Source organism: Isoptericola sp. AK164, from assembly GCF_029643425.1.
GTDB lineage: Bacteria > Actinomycetota > Actinomycetes > Actinomycetales > Cellulomonadaceae > Isoptericola > Isoptericola haloaureus.
In genome coordinates, this window is sequence record NZ_CP119106.1 from 540,953 (window position 1) to 558,232 (window position 17,280).

Annotated in this window: 13 protein-coding genes; 10 read left to right on the plus strand and 3 right to left on the minus strand. The window is 72.4% G+C overall.

The window, feature by feature from the left end; genetic code table 11:
- Positions 1–14 precede the first annotated feature (14 nt).
- The 9 genes from PO879_RS02490 to PO879_RS02530 all read left to right on the plus strand — a co-directional run bounded on the left by PO879_RS02490 (position 15) and on the right by PO879_RS02530 (position 9,773).
- Positions 15–1,016 (plus strand): LacI family DNA-binding transcriptional regulator, encoded by a 1,002-nt coding sequence (locus PO879_RS02490; protein ID WP_278236363.1) that lies wholly within the window; start codon positions 15–17, stop codon positions 1,014–1,016.
- Positions 994–2,523: a mannitol dehydrogenase family protein gene (locus PO879_RS02495; protein ID WP_278236364.1), complete on the plus strand. Its 1,530-nt coding sequence runs from the start codon at positions 994–996 to the stop codon at positions 2,521–2,523. The genes PO879_RS02490 and PO879_RS02495 overlap by 23 nt, the downstream gene beginning before the upstream one ends.
- A gap of 387 nt (positions 2,524–2,910) precedes the next feature.
- The gene (locus PO879_RS02500; RefSeq protein WP_278236365.1) at positions 2,911–4,224 is read left to right on the plus strand and encodes a sugar ABC transporter substrate-binding protein; all 1,314 of its coding nucleotides are present in this window, start codon (positions 2,911–2,913) and stop codon (positions 4,222–4,224) included.
- A gap of 64 nt (positions 4,225–4,288) precedes the next feature.
- Entirely contained in the window at positions 4,289–5,290 is a 1,002-nt protein-coding gene (locus PO879_RS02505) for a sugar ABC transporter permease (protein WP_278236366.1), read from the plus strand.
- Positions 5,287–6,204: a carbohydrate ABC transporter permease gene (locus PO879_RS02510; RefSeq protein ID WP_278236367.1), complete on the plus strand. Its 918-nt coding sequence runs from the start codon at positions 5,287–5,289 to the stop codon at positions 6,202–6,204. The genes PO879_RS02505 and PO879_RS02510 overlap by 4 nt, the downstream gene beginning before the upstream one ends.
- 1 nt (position 6,205) lies before the next feature.
- A complete protein-coding gene (locus PO879_RS02515) occupies positions 6,206–6,850 on the plus strand; it encodes a Poxvirus protein I5 (RefSeq protein ID WP_278236368.1) in 645 nt (214 codons plus the stop codon).
- A gap of 36 nt (positions 6,851–6,886) precedes the next feature.
- Positions 6,887–8,029: a Gfo/Idh/MocA family oxidoreductase gene (locus tag PO879_RS02520; protein WP_278236369.1), complete on the plus strand. Its 1,143-nt coding sequence runs from the start codon at positions 6,887–6,889 to the stop codon at positions 8,027–8,029.
- Positions 8,029–9,036 carry a PmoA family protein gene (locus tag PO879_RS02525; RefSeq protein ID WP_278236370.1) on the plus strand — a complete coding sequence of 336 codons (1,008 nt, stop codon included), beginning with the start codon at positions 8,029–8,031 and terminating at the stop codon, positions 9,034–9,036. The genes PO879_RS02520 and PO879_RS02525 overlap by 1 nt, the downstream gene beginning before the upstream one ends.
- On the plus strand, positions 9,033–9,773 hold the full coding sequence (locus PO879_RS02530) for a cupin domain-containing protein (protein WP_278236371.1): 741 nt from the start codon (positions 9,033–9,035) through the stop codon (positions 9,771–9,773). The genes PO879_RS02525 and PO879_RS02530 overlap by 4 nt, the downstream gene beginning before the upstream one ends.
- A 138-nt stretch (positions 9,774–9,911) precedes the next feature.
- Here PO879_RS02530 and PO879_RS02535 read toward each other — a convergent pair whose 3' ends face one another.
- Positions 9,912–11,984: a beta-galactosidase gene (locus PO879_RS02535; RefSeq protein ID WP_278236372.1), complete on the minus strand. Its 2,073-nt coding sequence runs from the start codon at positions 11,982–11,984 to the stop codon at positions 9,912–9,914.
- Between the two features lie 375 nt (positions 11,985–12,359).
- On the opposite strand from PO879_RS02535, the gene PO879_RS02540 reads away from it, so the two are divergent.
- A complete protein-coding gene (locus PO879_RS02540; protein ID WP_278236373.1) occupies positions 12,360–15,017 on the plus strand; it encodes an LPXTG cell wall anchor domain-containing protein in 2,658 nt (885 codons plus the stop codon).
- Between the two features lie 104 nt (positions 15,018–15,121).
- Here the strand turns inward: PO879_RS02540 and PO879_RS02545 are convergent, their stop codons facing one another.
- Together PO879_RS02545 and PO879_RS02550 are read right to left on the minus strand one after the other, a co-directional pair.
- A complete protein-coding gene (locus tag PO879_RS02545; protein WP_278236374.1) occupies positions 15,122–16,126 on the minus strand; it encodes a hypothetical protein in 1,005 nt (334 codons plus the stop codon).
- A 1-nt stretch (position 16,127) separates the two neighbouring features.
- A complete protein-coding gene (locus PO879_RS02550; RefSeq protein ID WP_278236375.1) occupies positions 16,128–17,144 on the minus strand; it encodes a LacI family DNA-binding transcriptional regulator in 1,017 nt (338 codons plus the stop codon).
- Positions 17,145–17,280: the final 136 nt, after the last annotated feature.

Here is a 17,280-nt window from a genome sequence, read left to right on the forward strand (position 1 = left end):
AGAGAGGCGGAGAGATGGTCACGGTGCACGACGTCGCCCGGGCGGCCGGCGTGTCCATCTCCACGGTCTCGCGGGCGCTCGCCTCGCCGCAGAAGGTCGCCGCCCCCACGCGCGAACGCGTCGAGGTCGCGGCCCGGGAGCTCGGGTACCGCCCGAACCGGGCCGCCTCCTTCCTCCGCGCCGGCCGGACCGGAGCCCTCGGGCTCGTCGTCCCGGACCTGTCCAACCCCTACTTCGCGGCGGTCGCCAAGGGTGCCCAGGCGCGTGCCCGGGACCACGGCGCCGGGCTCTTCGTCGTCGACACCGAGGAGAACCCGGACCTCGAGGCAGAGGTGCTGAGCTCCCTGGCCCCGCAGACCGACGGCGTCGTGCTCTGCTCGCCCCGCGCCGTCGAGGCCGCGCTCGCCGCGCTCGAGGGGCGGCGGGTCGTGCTCGTCAACCAGGCGGCCGCGGGCGTGCCCGCCGTCGCGGCGGACCACGCCGCCGGGATGCGCCGCGCGCTCGAGCACCTGCGTGCGCTCGGCCACCGCCGCGTCGCGTATGTCGGCGGGCCCGCCGGCTCCTGGAGCGACCGGCGCCGTCGTGCCGGCCTGGCCGCGGCGGCCGAACGGTACGACGACGTCGAGGTCGTCCCGCTCGGCGCGTTCCGGCCGCAGGTCGAGGGCGGGCAGGCCGCCGCCGACCTCGTCGTGGCCTGCGGCGCCACCGCGGTGCTGACCTTCAACGACCTCGTGGCCGTCGGACTCGTCGACCGGCTGCGGGCCCGTGGGCTGGACGTCCCGCGCGACCTCTCCGTCGTCGGCTCGGACGACTCCTACGTCGCCTCCCTCGTCTCCCCACCGCTGACCACGCTGCGGGCCGACCTGCGCGCCCTGGGGCGCGCCGCCGTGGACCTGCTCCTGGCCGACGACGGCGGCGCCCCCGCACCGCTCGACGTCGACCTGGTGGTCCGCTCGTCCACCGCACCACCCGCCACCGTCCCGGAGGACTCCCGTGACCGACCGACTGCACCGTGACCACCTGCCCGCCGGGACCCAGCCGCCGGTGACGCCCGAGACCGTCGGCTTCGTGCACCTCGGCATCGGGGCCTTCCACCGCGCGCACCAGGCGGTCTGCACCGAGCAGGCCGCGCGCGCCACGGGGGACCGGCGCTGGGGGATCCTCGGCGTCACGCAGCGGTCGGCACGGGTGCGCGACCAGCTCCGACCCCAGGGCGGGGTGTACACCGTCCTGACCGCCGGGGCGCACGAGAGCTCGATCGACCTGGTGGGCTCGGTGCTCGACGTCGCCTGGCCGGCCGAGGAGACCGGGCGGGTGCTGTCGACGATCGCCGCGCCCACCACCCACCTGGTCACACTGACGGTCACCGAGAAGGGGTACTGCCGCGACGGCGCGGGTGCGCTCGACCGGTCGCAGGTGGACGGCGACCTGGCGGCGCTCGCCGCCGAGACCTCTGCCGGGGCCGACGACGGGACCGCGGCCGCCGACGTCGTCCCGGGTGCGAGCGCGATCGGGCTGCTCGTCCGCGGGCTGGCGGCACGGCAGCGGTCCGCCGCAGCCGCGGGGGAGCGGCGGCCGCTGACCGTGCTCACCTGCGACAACATGGTGGACAACGGTCGGGTGCTGGCCCGGCTCGTGGGCGAGGCCGTCGACGCCGCGCTGCCCGGCGCCGAGGGCGACGACCTGCGGGACTGGCTCGCGCGCGACGTGACCTTCCCCTGCTCGATGGTCGACCGGATCGTGCCGGCCACGACGCCGGGGCAGCGGGACGCGGTCGAGGCCGAGCTGGGGGTGCGCGACGAAGGCCTCGTCGTGGGGGAGCCGTTCTCCCAGTGGGTGATCGAGGACCGGTTCGCCGGACCGCGCCCGGCCTGGGAGGAGGCCGGGGCCACGCTGACCGACGACGTCTCCGTCTGGGAGCGGGCCAAGCTGCGGCTGCTCAACGGCACCCACTCGCTGCTCGCGTACGCGGGTCGCCTCGCCGGGCACACGACGATGGCCGAGGCGGTCCAGGACCCGGCGATCGCGGCCCGGGCACGCCAGCTGCTGTTCGACGACGCCCTGCCGACGCTCACCCCGCCGGCCGGTGCGGACCTGTCCGCCTACGGGGAGTCGCTGCTCGAGCGGTTCGCGAACCCGGCGACCGGGCACACGACGCGGCAGGTGTCGATGGACGGCACCCAGAAGATCCCCTACCGCTGGGGCGACACGATCGCGGCACGGCTGGCCGCCGACCACGTCCCGCACGGTGCCGCCTACGCGCTGGCCTGCTGGGCGGAGGTCGTCCGGCGCGAGGCCGTCGAGGGCCGGGCGGTGGACGACCCCCGCGGCGAGGAGCTGCAGCGATTGGTCGCCGCCGTGGGCGACGGGTCGGCGGAGCACGCCGACCCGGTCGAGGTGACGCGCGCCCTGACGGCGCTGCCCGGGCTGCTCCCCGGCGACGCCGCGCAGGACCCGCGGCTGCTCGACGCCGTGGCCGTCGAGGTCGAGGCGCTCGCGGAGCACACGGCCACGATGCGGTGAGACCGCGGCGCCTCCTGGGGGACCGGCGCCTCCTCCGCCTCCGGCGCCTCCTCCGGGACCGGCGCCGCCCCGCACGGGTCGCGACCGGGTCCGCACCAGCAGGTCACGATCCGGACACGGTCGTGCGGTGGTCCTGTGCGGAAAACCGGCGCCCCGGTGCGGCCTCGACACGCCCGGCACGTAGGCTCTGCGGCGGTGTGATCGCTCACATGCACCCCCTCCGGGGTGTGGCCCAGGTCACCTTCTTGTTGCCGGATCGTGATGAAGCGCTTTCCAGCGGGGCTTTACATCTGGCTGGAGATCTGTATTGTATCGTTTCAAGTCGACGGCGACTGAGGCTGCCACAGGGGGCACCTCACGTCGACAGAACAGAGCAAGGAGGCTCCGATGAGGATCACGCGTAAGGCCGCCGGTGCGGCCGCCGCGACCGCTGCGGTCACTCTCGTCCTGACCGCGTGCAGCGGTGGCGACACCGAGTCCGGTGACGGTGGTGGCGACGCCGAGGGCGGCGACGTCACGCTGACCGTCGCCTGGTGGGGCAACGACGACCGTGCCGCGCGGTACGAGGAGTCGATCGACCTCTTCGAGGAGGCGAACCCCAACATCACCGTCCAGACCCAGTTCCAGGACTGGGAGAACTACTGGACCGCCCGCAACACGGAGGCCGCCGGTCAGTCGCTGCCCGACGTGTTCCAGATGGACCTGTCCTACCTGCGCCAGTACGGCGGCACCGGTCAGCTCGCCGACCTGTCCGAGTACGTCGGCAGCGAGATCGACACCTCCGGTTTCGAGGACGCGCTGCTGTCCTCCGGCACCATCGAGGGCGCCCAGTACGGCATCCCGACCTCGCAGAACACCCTCGCGCTGTTCTACAACCAGGACGTGCTCGACACGATCGGCGTCGACCCGCTCGAGCCGGGCTACACCTGGGACGACTTCAACGCCTTCATCGCCGAGGCCTCCGAGGCCGGCGCGGGCGAGGACCCGGCCATCTACGGCTCCGGTGACTACACCGGGACCTTCTGGTTCTTCCTGCAGTGGTTCCTGCAGCAGGGCGAGCAGCCGTTCACCGAGGACGGGCAGCTCAACTTCGACGAGGCCGCCGTCACCGAGTTCCTCAACCTCGCCTCCGAGCTGCGCGAGGCCGGTCAGCTCTTCCCGACCGAGCGCGCCGTGCAGCTCGCCCCGCTGGGCGGGTTCACCTCGAACGAGGCCGCTGCCGAGGCCAGCTGGGACAACTTCCTGGCCGGCTACATCTCCGACGCGGGCACCGAGAACATCCACATGCTGCCGATGCCGGCGGGTGACAACGGGCCCCAGCAGTTCTGGAAGCCGTCGATGCTGCTGTCCTCGGGCGCCAACTCCGAGCACCCGGCCGAGGCCGCCGAGCTCATCAGCTTCCTGGTCAACGACCCGGAGGTCGGCGAGATCTTCGGCACCTCGAAGGGCGTGCCGGCCGTGGCCGCCCAGCGTGACGCCATGAACGTCGAGGAGGGCTCGGTCGACGCCACCGTCCTCGAGTACGAGGAGATGGTGGCTCCCGACGTCACCGAGTCGGCCCCGCTGCCGGTCGAGGGCTTCGGCTCCATCGAGGCCGAGTGGATGCGCCTGGCCGAGGAGCTCGGCTACGGCAACATCACGGTCGACGAGTTCGTCGAGCAGTGGTTCGCCTTCGCCAACGACACCGTCGGCCAGTCCTGACGCTCCCCACGTAGCGTGCGGCCCCGCGTGGCATCGCGGGGCCGCACGCACCGGAGGTTCCCCCATGGCTTCAATCGATCCTGGCGCACCCGTCGCCGCACCGGGTCAGCCGGTACCCGCGCAGCACCTGCAGCGGACCGACGCCGAGACCCCGCTGCCCCCGCAGAAGGGCAAGCGCAAGTACAAGCCGGAAGACATCCGGTCCGGCTACCTCTTCCTGTCTCCGTGGATCATCGGATTCCTCGGTCTGACGGCCTTTCCGATGCTCGCCTCGTTGTACCTGGCGTTCACGGACTACGACCTCTTCACGGCGCCCGAGTGGGTCGGTTTCGAGAACTTCGTCGACCTGTTCAACGACCCGCGGTTCATCCAGTCCGCGCAGGTGACGGCCGGGTACGTGCTGCTGGGCACGCCGATCAAGCTCGCCGCGGCGCTGGCGGTGGCGATGCTGCTGAACATGAAGCATCGCGGCCAGGGTGCCTACCGGTCGATCTTCTACGCGCCGTCGCTGATCGGCGCCTCGGTGTCCATCGCCATCGTGTGGAAGGTGATGTTCATCGACGACGGGATCGTCGACCGTATCCAGCAGGCGGTCGGGATCGACGTCGGCGGCTGGGTGGGTAACCCCGCGTTCTCGCTGCCGATGCTGATCCTGCTGGGGGTGTGGGGCTTCGGTGCCCCGATGGTCATCTTCCTGGCGGGTCTGAAGCAGATCCCCACCGAGCTGTACGAGGCGGCCGAGTGCGACGGCGCCGGCCCGATCCGCAAGTTCCGCAACATCACGCTGCCGATGCTGAGCCCGGTGCTGTTCTTCAACCTGCTGCTGGAGACGATCGCCGCGTTCCAGGTCTTCAGCTCGGCCTACATCATCTCCGGCGGGACCGGTGGGCCGGCGGGCTCGACCATGTTCTACACGCTGTACCTGTACCTGCGCGGGTTCCAGGACTTCCAGATGGGCTACGCCTCGGCGATGGCCTGGATCCTGGTCTCGGTGATCGCGGTCATCACCGTGATCCTGTTCCGCTCGTCCAAGGGTTGGGTCCACTACACGGGAGACGAACGATGACGACTCTCACCGAAACCCCTGCCCCGCAGACCCCTCCGGTCGACCACGAGGCGCTGGCCCGCCGGGCCGCGGCCCGCAACAAGCGTCGCGTCAAGTCGGTGATCTTCCACCTCGTCGCGGTCGGGGCCACGATCGTGGTCCTGTACCCGGCGGCGTGGATGGTCTTCGCCTCGATGAAGCCGAACTCGGACATCATCGGCAACACCCAGCTGCTGCCGGACGTGTGGACGATGGAGCACTACACCACCGCCCTGGCGGGCATCGGTGGGGTGTCGTTCTGGACGTTCTTCAACAACTCGCTGCTGCTGGCGGTGCTGTCCGTCGTCGGTACGGTGCTGTCCTCGACGATCGCGGCCTACGCGTTCGCCCGGATCAGCTTCCCCGGACGCGGGCCGATGTTCGCGGTCATGATCGGCACGCTGTTGCTGCCGTTCCACGTCACGATCATCCCGCAGTACATCCTGTTCAACAATCTGGGTCTGGTGAACACCTACCTGCCCCTGCTGCTGCCGAAGTTCCTGGCGGCCGAGGCGTTCTTCGTGTTCCTCATGATCCAGTTCATCCGCGGCATCCCGCGGTCGCTGGACGAGGCCGCCCGCATCGACGGTTGCGGTCACGGGCGCATCTTCTTCCGCATCATCCTGCCGCTGATGCGCCCGGCGATCGTGACCAGCTCGATCTTCACCTTCATCTGGTCCTGGAACGACTTCCTCGGGCCGCTGCTGTACCTGAAGGACCCGAGCCTGTACACGATGCCGATCGCGCTGCGCCAGTACGTCGACCAGACGACCGTCTCGGACTACGGTGCACAGATGGCCATGGCCGTCCTCGCACTGCTGCCGGTGATGATCTTCTTCGTCGTCTTCCAGCGCTTCCTCATCAACGGCGTCGCCACGCAGGGCATCAAGGGCTGACATGGCACGCCGTCCTGACGCTCGGGCCTCCCGGTCTTCCGGCCGCGGGGGCCCGAGCGGCTTCTACCGCAGCATCCAGCTCTTCGGCGAGGTGGCCCTCGTGGGCGTCCTCGTCGCGGTCGGCAGCCTCCTGCTCGTCACGCTGGTGCCCTCGCTCGCCGCCGGCGTCGCCTACCTGCGCCGGGACGTGGTGGGCGCCGACACCCGGCTCGCGCGCTACTGGCGCGAGTGGGCCGCCGCCACGCGCGCGCTGTGGCCCCTCGGCCTGGCGGTCGGGGCCCTCGCGGTCCTCCTGGTCGGCGACTGGCAGCTCGCGACGTCGGGCCTGCTGCCCGGCGGGGAGATCGTCGCGCTCGTGGTGGCGCTCTTCGCGGCGGGTGCGATCGTCGTCGTGCTGCGGGCCACGGGCGCGTGGTCCGACGACGAGGGCGAGCCCGACCCGGCGGCGACCACCCGCCGAGCCCTGTCGGTCGGCAGCGACCGCGCCGTCGAGGACCTGTCCGGCTCGGCGCTGCTGCTGGGAGCGGTCGTCATGGCCGCCGTCCTGGTCTGGATGCTGCTGCCGCTGGTGCTCGTCGTCGGCGGTCTGCTGGTGCTGGCCGTCGTCGGGGTCGAGAGGCGCCGCCGCATGCCGTCCGTCCGCTGAAACACACCCGGTCCGACCATCGAGAGAGTGACACCCATGAAGGTCGCCATCCTGGGCACCGGCGCGATCGCCCACGCGCACGCCGAGGCCGTGAACGCCCTGCCCCAGCACGCCGGCCTCGAGGCCGTCGAGCTCGCCGCCGCTGTCGACATCGACGCCGTGCGCGCCGAGGAGTTCGCCACGAAGCACGGCATCCCCCGGCACGGCACGGATCTCGACGCCCTCCTCGCCGCGGGCGACGTCGACGTGCTGCACGTCTGCACCCCGCCGTCGCTGCACCTCGAGCAGGCCCGCGCCGCGCTGGCCGCCGGCGTGCACGTGGTCGTGGAGAAGCCGGCCGTGCTCTCGCTCGCCGAGATCGACGCCCTGGCCGCGGCCGAGGAGCAGGCCGACGGCGCCACCGTGACCCAGATCGTCCAGCACCGGTTCGGCCCCGGCGCCGTGCGGCTGCGCCGTCTGCTCGCCGAGGGCACGCTCGGCCGGGCGCTGGTGGCGCAGTGCGACACGCTGTGGTTCCGTCCGCCCGAGTACTTCGACGTGCCCTGGCGCGGCCGCTTCGACACCGAGGGCGGCGGCCCCACGATGGGTCACGGCATCCACCAGTTCGACGTGATGCTGTCCGTGCTGGGGGAGTGGGACGAGGTCCGGGCGATGGCCGGCCGGCTGGCCCGCCACGTCGACACCGAGGACGTCTCCATGGCGATGGTCCGCTTCGCCGACGGCGCCATGGCGAGCATCACCAACTCGCTGCTCTCCCCGCGCCAGACCTCGCAGCTGCGCTTCGACACCGAGGCCGCCACGATCGAGCTCAGCCACCTGTACGGGTACGACGACAGCCACTGGACGGTCACCCCCGCCCCGGGTCGCGAGGACGTCGCCACGCGCTGGGCCGACGACGTCGCGGCATCGGCCGACGGGGCGATCGACGAGGGCCGCTCCGGCCATCTCGGCCAGCTCGTGCCGACCTACCGCGCGCTCGTGGCGGGCCAGGCCCCGCCCGTGGGCGTCGCGGACGTGCGCGGCACGCTCGAGCTGGCCGCCGCGATCTACAAGTCGGCCTTCACCGGCGCCCCCGTGGTCCGCGGCGAGGTCTCCCCCGGGGACCCGTTCTACGAGACCATGGCAGGGACCGGGGCCCCGTGGCCCCCGCTGAAGGACACCACCGAGGAGACCTCCTGATGGCAGTCACGCTGAACTCCGACGGCGCCGCGATGACCGGCTCGCGCGACGGCGTCGACCTGTTCACCTACGTCTACCGTCCGCACGACGTCCCCTACGAGAGCCCCCGGCCCTACCTGCACCCGCTGCGCACCCGCGGCGGCGACGTCGTGTCCGCCTACCGCCCGTGGGACCACGTCTGGCACAAGGGCATCGCCTGGTCGTTGCCGCACGTGGGGCCCTGGAACTTCTGGGGCGGGCCGAACTACGTCCGCGAGCAGGGCACCTACGTCGACCTCGACAACGACGGCTCGATGGAGCACGAGCAGTTCACCGCCCTGGGGCCGTGCGGCTTCACCGAGGAGCTCTCCTGGCGCACGCCCCCGGCCGCGGACGGGACGCCGGGCGAGGTCGTCGTGCGCGAGGAGCGCACGGTGCAGGTCGTGGTGCCCGACGACGCACCGGACGCCTGGGTGCTGACCTTCCGGTCGGTCATGACGAACGTCTCCGCCGGACCGCTCGACATCGGCAGCCCCACCACGAACGGTCGCGAGAACGCCGGCTACGGGGGCCTGTTCTGGCGCGGGCCGCGCTCCTTCACCGAGGGGCAGGTCCTGGTGCCCACCGACGACGGTGGAGCGGCCGCGGCCGACGCCGAGGACGTCCGCGGGCTGCGGGCCGAGTGGCTGGGCTTCGTGGGCCGGCACGACGGCGAGGCGCCGAGCGCTGCGGGCGGCTCGCGGTCGTCCACCGTGGTCATGGTCGACCCCGGCTCCAACCCGGGGGGCACGCCGCAGTGGTTCGTGCGCTCGGTGCCCTTCGCGTGCGTGTGCCCGGCACCGTTCTTCAGCCAGGAGGTGCCGTTCGCCGCGGGGCAGACCCTCACCTTCGACTACGCCGTGGTCGTCGCCGACGGCGCGGCGGACGGCGCGCGGGGTTCCGCGCTGGCCGCGCTCGGCCGGCACGTGCTGGCCGGCGAGGGCGCGGGGCTCGAGACCGGTCACGTGACGCCGGCGGGAGCCCGGTGACGGCTCCGCTCTTCCCGGGCGGGGTCGCCGTCAGCCACCTGCAGGTCTACGACTGGCCCGCCGACGACGCTCCGCAGGGCAGCGGCTCGCCGCACCTGCACACCACCTCCACCGAGGCCTACGTGACGCTGGGCGGCCGCGGCCGGGTCGAGACGCTCGGCCCCGAGGGGTACGCGGTGCACGACCTGGCACCGGGCCGGATCGTCTGGTTCGGCCCCGGGGTGATCCACCGGGCGGTGAACCTCGGCGGGCTGGAGGTGCTGGTCGTGATGTCCAACGCCGGCCTGCCGGAGGCCGGGGACGCCGTCATCACCTTCCCGGCCGACGTCGTCGCCGACCCGGAGCGGTACGCCGCGGCGGCCGCCCTGCCGCGGGTGGACGACGGCGCCACGGACGCGCAGGTCGCCGCGGCGGCCCGCGCGCGCCGGGACCTGGCGCTCGAGGGCTACGCCGCGCTGCGCGCCGCCGTCGAACGGGACGGACCGTCGGCCCTGGAGCCTCTGCACGCGGCGGCCGCGGACCTCGTCGCGCCCCGGACGAGCCGGTGGCGCGAGATCTGGGAGTCGTCGGTCGGGTCGGCCGCCGGGCAGACGGACTCCGCGCTGGAGGCGCTGGCCACGGCGTCGGCGGCCACGCTCGCCGACGGTCGGGTCGCGGCGCGCGACGCCCGGCCGGGGCCCCGCCGCTACGGCATGTGCGGACGCCTGCAGACCTGGCCGCTCACCCCGTCGGACTGACCCCCGTGCCGTCCCCTCCCCGCACGTTGTGGGCATGAAATCTGCAGGTCAGGACCGGTCCTGACCTGCAGATTTCATGCCCACAACGGGGGGGGCGAGGGGGTCGACGGGGGTGGGGGAGCGGAACCGTGCGCGGCGTCAGGCGCCGGACGTCTGCCGGACCACCCGCACCGCGCCGCCCGGCACGGTCAGCGCACCGTCCACCGTCGTCCCGCTCAGCAGCTCCGCACCCGAGACGCCGTCGAGCACGGCCTCGTCGTCGCCGTGGTTGATCGCGAAGAGCCAGGAGGTCCGCCCGTCGTCGGCGTACCGGTGGACGACCTCGACGCCGGCGGGCGCCGCGACGTCGGGCAGCACCCCGGCCTCCTCGGCGAGCCGTCCGGCCAGCGCCGCCGTCCCGGCCTCGTCCAGGCGGGTCCCGACGTACCAGGCGGTGCCGGTCCCCACGGCTCGACGGGTGACCGCGGGCCGTCCGGCGAGCGCGCCGTCGTCGTAGGCGGCGACCGCCTCCGTGCCCGGGGCGAGGTGGGTCTTCTCGCTCCACAGGTCGGCGCGGGCCTCGCCGTCGACGGCCTTGCCGGAGACCTGGAGTCGCTCGTCGACCTGGAGGGGGTAGAACTCCTCGGTGCGGACGCCGAGCAGGTCGCGGAACGCCCCGGGGTAGCCGCCGAGCCGCACCTGGTCGTGCGGGTCGACGATGCCGGAGAAGAACGTGACGACCACGGTGGCACCCTGCTCGGCGGCCGTGGCGAGGGCGTCGGCCCCGGCGTCGTCGACCAGGTAGAGCGTCGGGACGACGACCAGCTCGTAGCCGTCGAGGTCGCTGCGGGGGCTCACCAGGTCGACCGTGACGCCGTGCTGCCACAGCGCGGCGTACCAGGACCGCACCTCGGCCATGTAGTCGAGGTCCTGCGTCGGGTGGGAGTCGAGCTCGGCCGCCCACCAGGCGGGATAGTCGACGACGATCGCGGCGCGGGAGCGCACGCGGGAGCCACGGACCTCGCCGAGTCGGCGCAGCACCCGGCCGAGCTCGACCGTGTTGCGCCAGACGTCGGTGTCCTCGCCCGCGTGCGGGACCATCGCCGAGTGGAACTTCTCGGCCCCGGCCCGGGAGGCGCGCCACTGGAAGAACATCACGGAGTCGGCTCCGCGGGCGACGTGCTGCAGCGAGTTCCGCAGCATCTCGCCGGGGAGCTTGCTGCGGTTGCGGTGCTGCCAGTTGACCGCCGAGGTCGAGTGCTCCATGAGGATCCACGGGTCGCCGCCGGCCACGCCCCGGGCCAGGTCGGCCGACAGGGCCAGCTCGACGTGCCGGTCCCGGTCGGCGGCGATCGTGTAGTGGTCGTTCGCCACGACGTCGAGGTCGTCCGCCCACGAGTAGTAGTCCATGCCCTTGGTGGTGGACGTCGTCATGAGGTTCGTCGTCGTGGGCACGTGCGGGGTGATCTCGCGCAGGGTGTCGCGCAGGTCCCGGTAGTAGCCCAGCAGCGCGTCCGAGCTGAACCGGTCGAAGTCGAGCTGCTGGGTGGGGTTGCTCGACATCGGGGCGACCAGCGGGGGCAGGACGTCGTCGAACGTCGCGTAGCGCTGCGACCAGAAGGCCGTGCCCCAGGCCTCGTTGAGGGCGTCGACGGTCCCGTAGCGCTCGGCGAGCCAGACGCGGAACGCCGCCGCCGCGCTGTCCGAGTAGTCGCGCGGGACGTGGCACCCGATCTCGTTGTCGACGTGCCACAGCGCCAGCGCCGGGTGCTCGCCGTACCGTTCGGCCATGCGGGTCGCCATGCGCAGGGCGTACTCGCGGTGCAGCGGGTGCGTGACGGCGTAGGCCTGACGGGCGCCCTGGTGCAGCACGGTCCCGTCGGCGCGGCGCGGCAGGATCTCCGGGTGCTTGCGGGTGAGCCACGGCGGCGGCGAGGCCGTGGCGGTCGCCAGCGCCACCTGGACACCGTTCGCGTGCAGGCGGTCCATGGTCTCGTCGAGCCAGGTCCAGTCCAGCTCGCCCTCGCGCGGCTCGATCGTGGCCCACGAGAAGATCGCGACGCTGAGGATGTTGACCCCGGCCTCGCGCATCAGGCGCAGGTCGTCCTGCCGGACGTCGTCGGGCCACTGCTCCGGGTTGTAGTCCCCGCCGTAGCCCAGGCCGTCGACCCGCGCGTTCCACGGGCGGACGGCGGCGGGGTCGAAGGGGGGAGGAGTCACGCGTCGTTGCATGCCGACCAGTGTGCCATAAATCGATTCAAAAATGGAACGATCCGAGGGCGGGTCCTCGTGCCCGACCCGTTTCGGCTGACGCGGCGGGGGGTCCGTGCTGGTCATCGGGAGACCGATCCGCGATGGTCAGCGGGTGAAATATCGCTCCTGGTCACGGGTTCGGGGTCGCCGACGTTCCGGCGAAAAGCCTGCGATGCCGGGCAGAAGAGACACAGAGTGCCTGTCATGCCTTATCACTGCACGGTAACGGTCGTCGCAGCGGGCTACCGCCGACGGGTCCCGCTCCCATAGGCTGCCCGCGCCGTCTCTCCACGACAAGCCCCTGAGAGTGAGTTCCCAGCGATGACCGCTGCTCGTCTACGTCTACCTATCGCGATGGTCGCCGCCGTCGCGATCTTCCTGCTCGGCGCCGTCGTCGCGCTGCCCCAGGCGGTCGCCACCAACGACGGCGTCTGCACGACCGGTGAGGGGTGGGTGAAGTACGAGTACGAGGGCGGCGCCTTCGTGCAGGAGACCGGCGACGAAGAGCTCCTCGTCGAGGTGACCGAGACCAAGGACGGCGACGAGCCGATGGCCGTGTCCGTCACGGCCCCCGACGGCTACCTCGTCTCCGAGGTCTGCGTGAAGGCCGGCACGGACAAGGTGTCGGAGCAGCTCTCGCCGGCCGTCCCGACCGTCACGATCGACGCACCTGAGAAGGCGGCGATCAGCCACTTCGCGGTGAAGCTCGTCGTGGACACGTGGGACTGGAACTGGGAGTACCCCGCACCGACGTGCGAGGGCACGCTCACGGTGACCTACCCCGACGACATCCCCGAGGGGCAGGCGAACGACGTCAACGTCAAGGTGAAGAACCTGGACACCGACGAAGTCGTCACGATCAACATCCACAACGACGAGGGCACCTGGACGGGCGAGCAGGTCTTCGACCCGACGTCCGAGCCCGAGTGGCCGGGCTGGGAGTCCTGGGCCTTCGTGTGGACCCAGGTCGCCGGCACGAACTACCACTGGAAGGGCCACGTCGAGGTCGGTTGCGACGAGCCCGTCGAGCCGTCCTTCGAGGCGGAGGCCACGCCCGCCGTCTGCGTCGACGGCGAGACCGAGGGCGGTTCCTTCACCTACACCGTCACCGTCGGCAGCGAGCACGGTACCCGGAACTTCCAGGTGAAGGATCTCGGTGACGGGACCGGTGGCACCGCCGAGACCTACTACCGCGCCGACGGCACGATCGGCGCCCCGGGCGAGATCGTGACCTTCGCGACCATCGAGGCCGGCGCGACGGCCACGCTGAGCCTCGACGACCTGCCCCCGGGGGACTACCGCGTCGTCTCCGACGGGTCGCGGAAGGTCAAGAAGCAGTACAAGTGGGACTTCACGATCGAGGCGCCCGAGGACTGCGGACCGACCGAGGAGATCTCCCCGACGGTGCAGGTGACCCAGGCGCAGTGCCTGCCGCAGCCGCAGGTGGTCAAGGGGCAGACGCTCGCGCCGGCGTCGATCGCGGTGACCGGCGTCTCGTCGGCCTCCGTGACGGTCACCGGCCCGACCGGCACGGTCGAGGACCTGGACGACCTGGTGCCCGGCAGCTACACGATCACGGTGACGCCGGCGGAGGGGCAGGTCTTCGGATCGCTGGGTGACGGCTGGATCGTCGAGGACGGCGTCGCCAGCCTCGAGGTCGAGATCGTCGAGGTCGCCGACTGCTGGGAGCACGTCGTCGTGACGCCTCCGGCCCCGGAGTACGTCGACCAGTGCGGTACGGAGTCCGACGACGTCCTGCTGCCCGAGGACTCCCTCGAGGGGTCGTGGAAGCTCGGCTCGAAGGTCGACATGGGCGACGGCACGACCCGCTGGCGCGTCGTCTTCACCCCGGCCGAGGGATACGTCCTGGCCGACGAGGGAACGTGGGACAAGGTCGTCGACGGCAAGGCCGTGTGGCTGTTCTTCACCGACAATCGTGACTGCGTCACGGCCGAGCCGCCCGCCGTCCAGCTCGTCTGCGGCATCGGCGCCGAGCAGGCCGTGACGTTCCCCGAGATCGACGGGGTCACCTACTCCATGTGGCAGGCCCCGTCCGGCCTGTACACGATCAAGGCCGAGGTCGACCCGTCGACCCACATCCTGCTCAACGGATCGGCGCAGAACCCGCACGTCAAGTGGTTCAAGCTGGACCTGGGTGCCGCCGAGGAGGAGTGCCCGCCGGAGCCGAAGGAGATCACACCGCCGGCGCCGACGCCCGCCGATCAGTGCGGGACCGAGGTGAACCTCACTGTGGACCTCCCCGAGTCCGACAAGGTGACCTTCACGACCGAGAGCACCGAGACCGGTGTCGTCGTGGCCGCGACGCCGAACCCGGGCTACGTCTTCGCCGAGCCCGAGGGGCAGAGCGCCGAGGAGTGGAGCTGGACGTTCACCGACTCGCTCGAGGCATGCGCGGAGCCGACGCTGGCCGGGTCCCTCGCTGCGGGTGAGTGCGTCGCGGACGCCCCGTGGATCAACTACGACGTCCGGCTCACGGACCCGGACGGCCAGAGCGCGGCCACGAGTGCATTCCTCGTCCTGAGCGACGGCACGCACGAGGAGACGCTGCCGCTGGGCGAGCTCGACGCCGACGGCATGCTGTCGGGCCGCACCCTGTGGCCCGGTGCCTCGGTCGCCGACGACGGCGTGACGCCCACCGGCTGGCCGGGCTGGGCCCAGCGCGCCGACGGCACCTGGGTGGAGACCGACGGCAACTACGCCTGGACCCGCGGTGACATCACAGCGACCCTCGTGGTCAACCCGGAGGTGGCCGTCGACCTGGCCTACCCGCCGGCCACGCCGAACTGCGCGGCCGAGCCGCCGCAGACGGACCCGACGCCGGCGCCCTCCGATCCGGTCGACGCGAGCGACGAGCCGACACCGGACGCAGAGATCGCCTCTGACGGCGACCCGCTCCCGCAGACCGGTTCGGACATCGCACTGGTCGCGATCGGCGCCCTGGTGCTGATCGCTACCGGTGGCGCGTTCCTCTGGCTCCGCCGGCGCGCCTGACCTGAGGGTCACCCGCTGAAGGGCCCGACCGGGATCGTCCCGGTCGGGCCCTCGGCGTTCGGGCGGACGAGGGCCCCCGGACGGCCGGTCGTCGGCGCGGGTCGTCAGCGCGACAGGCGGGAGCGGACGTCGCCGCGGTGGCACACGAGTCGACCGGCGTCGACCCGCAGCTCGGCGACGAGGACGCTCGAGCGGCGGCCTTCGACGGAGTCCGGGTCGGCGGCGGTGCGCCCGGGGTGCGTGAAGTAGACGATCCACGCGACGGCGTCCGGGGCGTCCGGGTCGTCGGTGAGCACCTCGACGTGGGCGTGGTGCCCGGGAGCCACGTCGTCGGGCCGGTCCGCCGACTCGTCGAGGATCAGGCCCTGCGGCTCCCAGTGCTCGAGATCGTCCGACCGGTAGACCATCTGTCCCCGCCACTCGTCGACGACCATCCAGTACCGGCCCGACAGCCGGAACGTCTTCGCGCCCTCGTGGGGGCGTCCGCCGATCACCTGCCCGTGCACCGTCCAGGTCCACAGGTCGGGCGAGTCCGCGGCCCAGGTGGTCGAGTCGTCGGCCTCGTCCTTGTACCAGATCCGCCACCCGCCGTCGGGCAGGCGGTGGACGCAGGCGTCGATGACGCGGTCGGAGCTCAGCGGCAGCGGGCCGTGATCGGTCCACCGCTCCAGGTCGAGGCTGGTCAGGTGGTGGATCCTGCGGTCGTTCCCCTCCCACCGGTCCGGGACGCCGGGCACGACGGTGAGGTACATGTGGAACGTCCCGTCGACCGCCACGACCTCGGGCGCCCAGTAGGTGTCGCGGGGCGCCGTGCCGGTCACCGGCAGCCCGTCGGCGGCGCCGAGGGTGCCGATGTAGCGCCAGGTCGCGCCGCCGTCGTCGGACGTCGCGACCCCGAGGTCGGTGCCGTGCACCCAGGTGACGCCCGGTCCGTCGGCCGCCGGCCTGCGCTGCGTCCACAGCATCCGCCAGTCGCCGTCGGGGTGCCGGACGACGAGCGGGTCGGTGGCGCCGTCGTGCACCGGGTCGCGCCATACGGGGGCGGGCAGCGGTGCGTGCGGTGCGGTGGGGCGCTGGGCGGGTCGGTTCGTCGTGCGGCGTTCCGTCATGTCATCCCGTTCCGGTGGTGGACTCCCGCACGACCAGCTCGGGCTGGAAGACGACCTGCTCGGCGCTCTCGTCGTCGGCCAGGAGCAGGTCGGCGGCGCGGTAGCCCAGGGCGTGCATGGGCTGGCGGACCGACGTCAGCGGCGTGGCGAGCTCGCCGGCGAAGGTGACGTCGTCGTAGCCGACGACGGCCATGCCGGACGGGACGGGCACCTCGGCCGCGCGCAGCGTGCGCAGGGCGCCGAGCGCCGTGAGGTCGTTGACGCACAGGGTCGCGGTGGGCCGGCGCTCCATGGCGAGGACCCGCTCGGTCCCGGCCTGGCCGCCGTCCGCGTTGAGCGCGGTGATCGTGATCTCCTCCAGGCACGTCGCGGGGTCGAGACCGGCCTCGACGAGGGCGTCGTGGATACCGGCCGAGCGGTCGGCGCACTGCCGGATCGTGTGCGGGCCGTTGAGGAAGGCCAGGTGCTCGTGGCCGAGGTCGATCAGGTGGCGGGCCGCGGCCGCGGCTCCGGCGCGGTCGTCCACCGCCACCGACGACAGTGCGGGGTCGGTGGAGGGTCGGTCCAGCAGGACGACGCGCAGGCCGCGGTCGTGCAGGGTGCGCAGGTGGTCGATGTCCGGGCCGGAGGGGACCACCATGACGCCCTGGACCCCGTGCTCCTCGAACAGCTTGAGGTAGCGGGCCTCCCGGTCGGGGTCCTCGTCCGAGCTGGCGAGCATGAGGGTGTACCCGGCCTCCTCGAGCCGGTCCTCGATGCCGCGCGCGACGTCGGTGAAGAACGGGTTCGCCACGTCGAGGACGATCGCGCCGGCGGTGGTGATGGTGCCCGCCCGCAGCTGACGGGCCGAACCGTTGCGCACGAAGGAGAGCTCGGTGATCGCTGCCTCGACGCGCTCCCGGGTGGTGGGGGAGACGCGGTCGGGACGGTTGAGCACGTTGGAGACGGTGCCGACCGAGACCTCGGCGAGCCGGGCGACGTCGGCGATGGACGTCCGGCGCTTGGTGCGCGGTGGCATGCTTCCTCTCCCCGTCGACAGTAGCGTGCGCTGCCGCCGGAGGTGAGCGGTGGCAGTGGTGCCACGGATCGTATCGGTTCGGGCGGTCCGTCGCCGCCTGCCGCGCCGGTAGGCTGGAAACCGCTTCCCTGCGTCC

Bases quoted from the DNA above. Each gene is read 5' to 3' on its own strand.
- PO879_RS02490 (WP_278236363.1), top strand. From the start codon at position 15: ATGGTCACGGTGCACGACGTCGCCCGGGCGGCCGGCGTGTCCATCTCC.
- PO879_RS02500 (WP_278236365.1), top strand. From the start codon at position 2,911: ATGAGGATCACGCGTAAGGCCGCCGGTGCGGCCGCCGCGACCGCTGCG.
- PO879_RS02505 (WP_278236366.1), top strand. From the start codon at position 4,289: ATGGCTTCAATCGATCCTGGCGCACCCGTCGCCGCACCGGGTCAGCCG.
- PO879_RS02510 (WP_278236367.1), top strand. From the start codon at position 5,287: ATGACGACTCTCACCGAAACCCCTGCCCCGCAGACCCCTCCGGTCGAC.
- PO879_RS02515 (WP_278236368.1), top strand. From the start codon at position 6,206: ATGGCACGCCGTCCTGACGCTCGGGCCTCCCGGTCTTCCGGCCGCGGG.
- PO879_RS02520 (WP_278236369.1), top strand. From the start codon at position 6,887: ATGAAGGTCGCCATCCTGGGCACCGGCGCGATCGCCCACGCGCACGCC.
- PO879_RS02525 (WP_278236370.1), top strand. From the start codon at position 8,029: ATGGCAGTCACGCTGAACTCCGACGGCGCCGCGATGACCGGCTCGCGC.
- PO879_RS02535 (WP_278236372.1), bottom strand. From the start codon at position 11,984: ATGCAACGACGCGTGACTCCTCCCCCCTTCGACCCCGCCGCCGTCCGC.
- PO879_RS02540 (WP_278236373.1), top strand. From the start codon at position 12,360: ATGGTCGCCGCCGTCGCGATCTTCCTGCTCGGCGCCGTCGTCGCGCTG.
- PO879_RS02545 (WP_278236374.1), bottom strand. From the start codon at position 16,126: ATGACGGAACGCCGCACGACGAACCGACCCGCCCAGCGCCCCACCGCA.
- PO879_RS02550 (WP_278236375.1), bottom strand. From the start codon at position 17,144: ATGCCACCGCGCACCAAGCGCCGGACGTCCATCGCCGACGTCGCCCGG.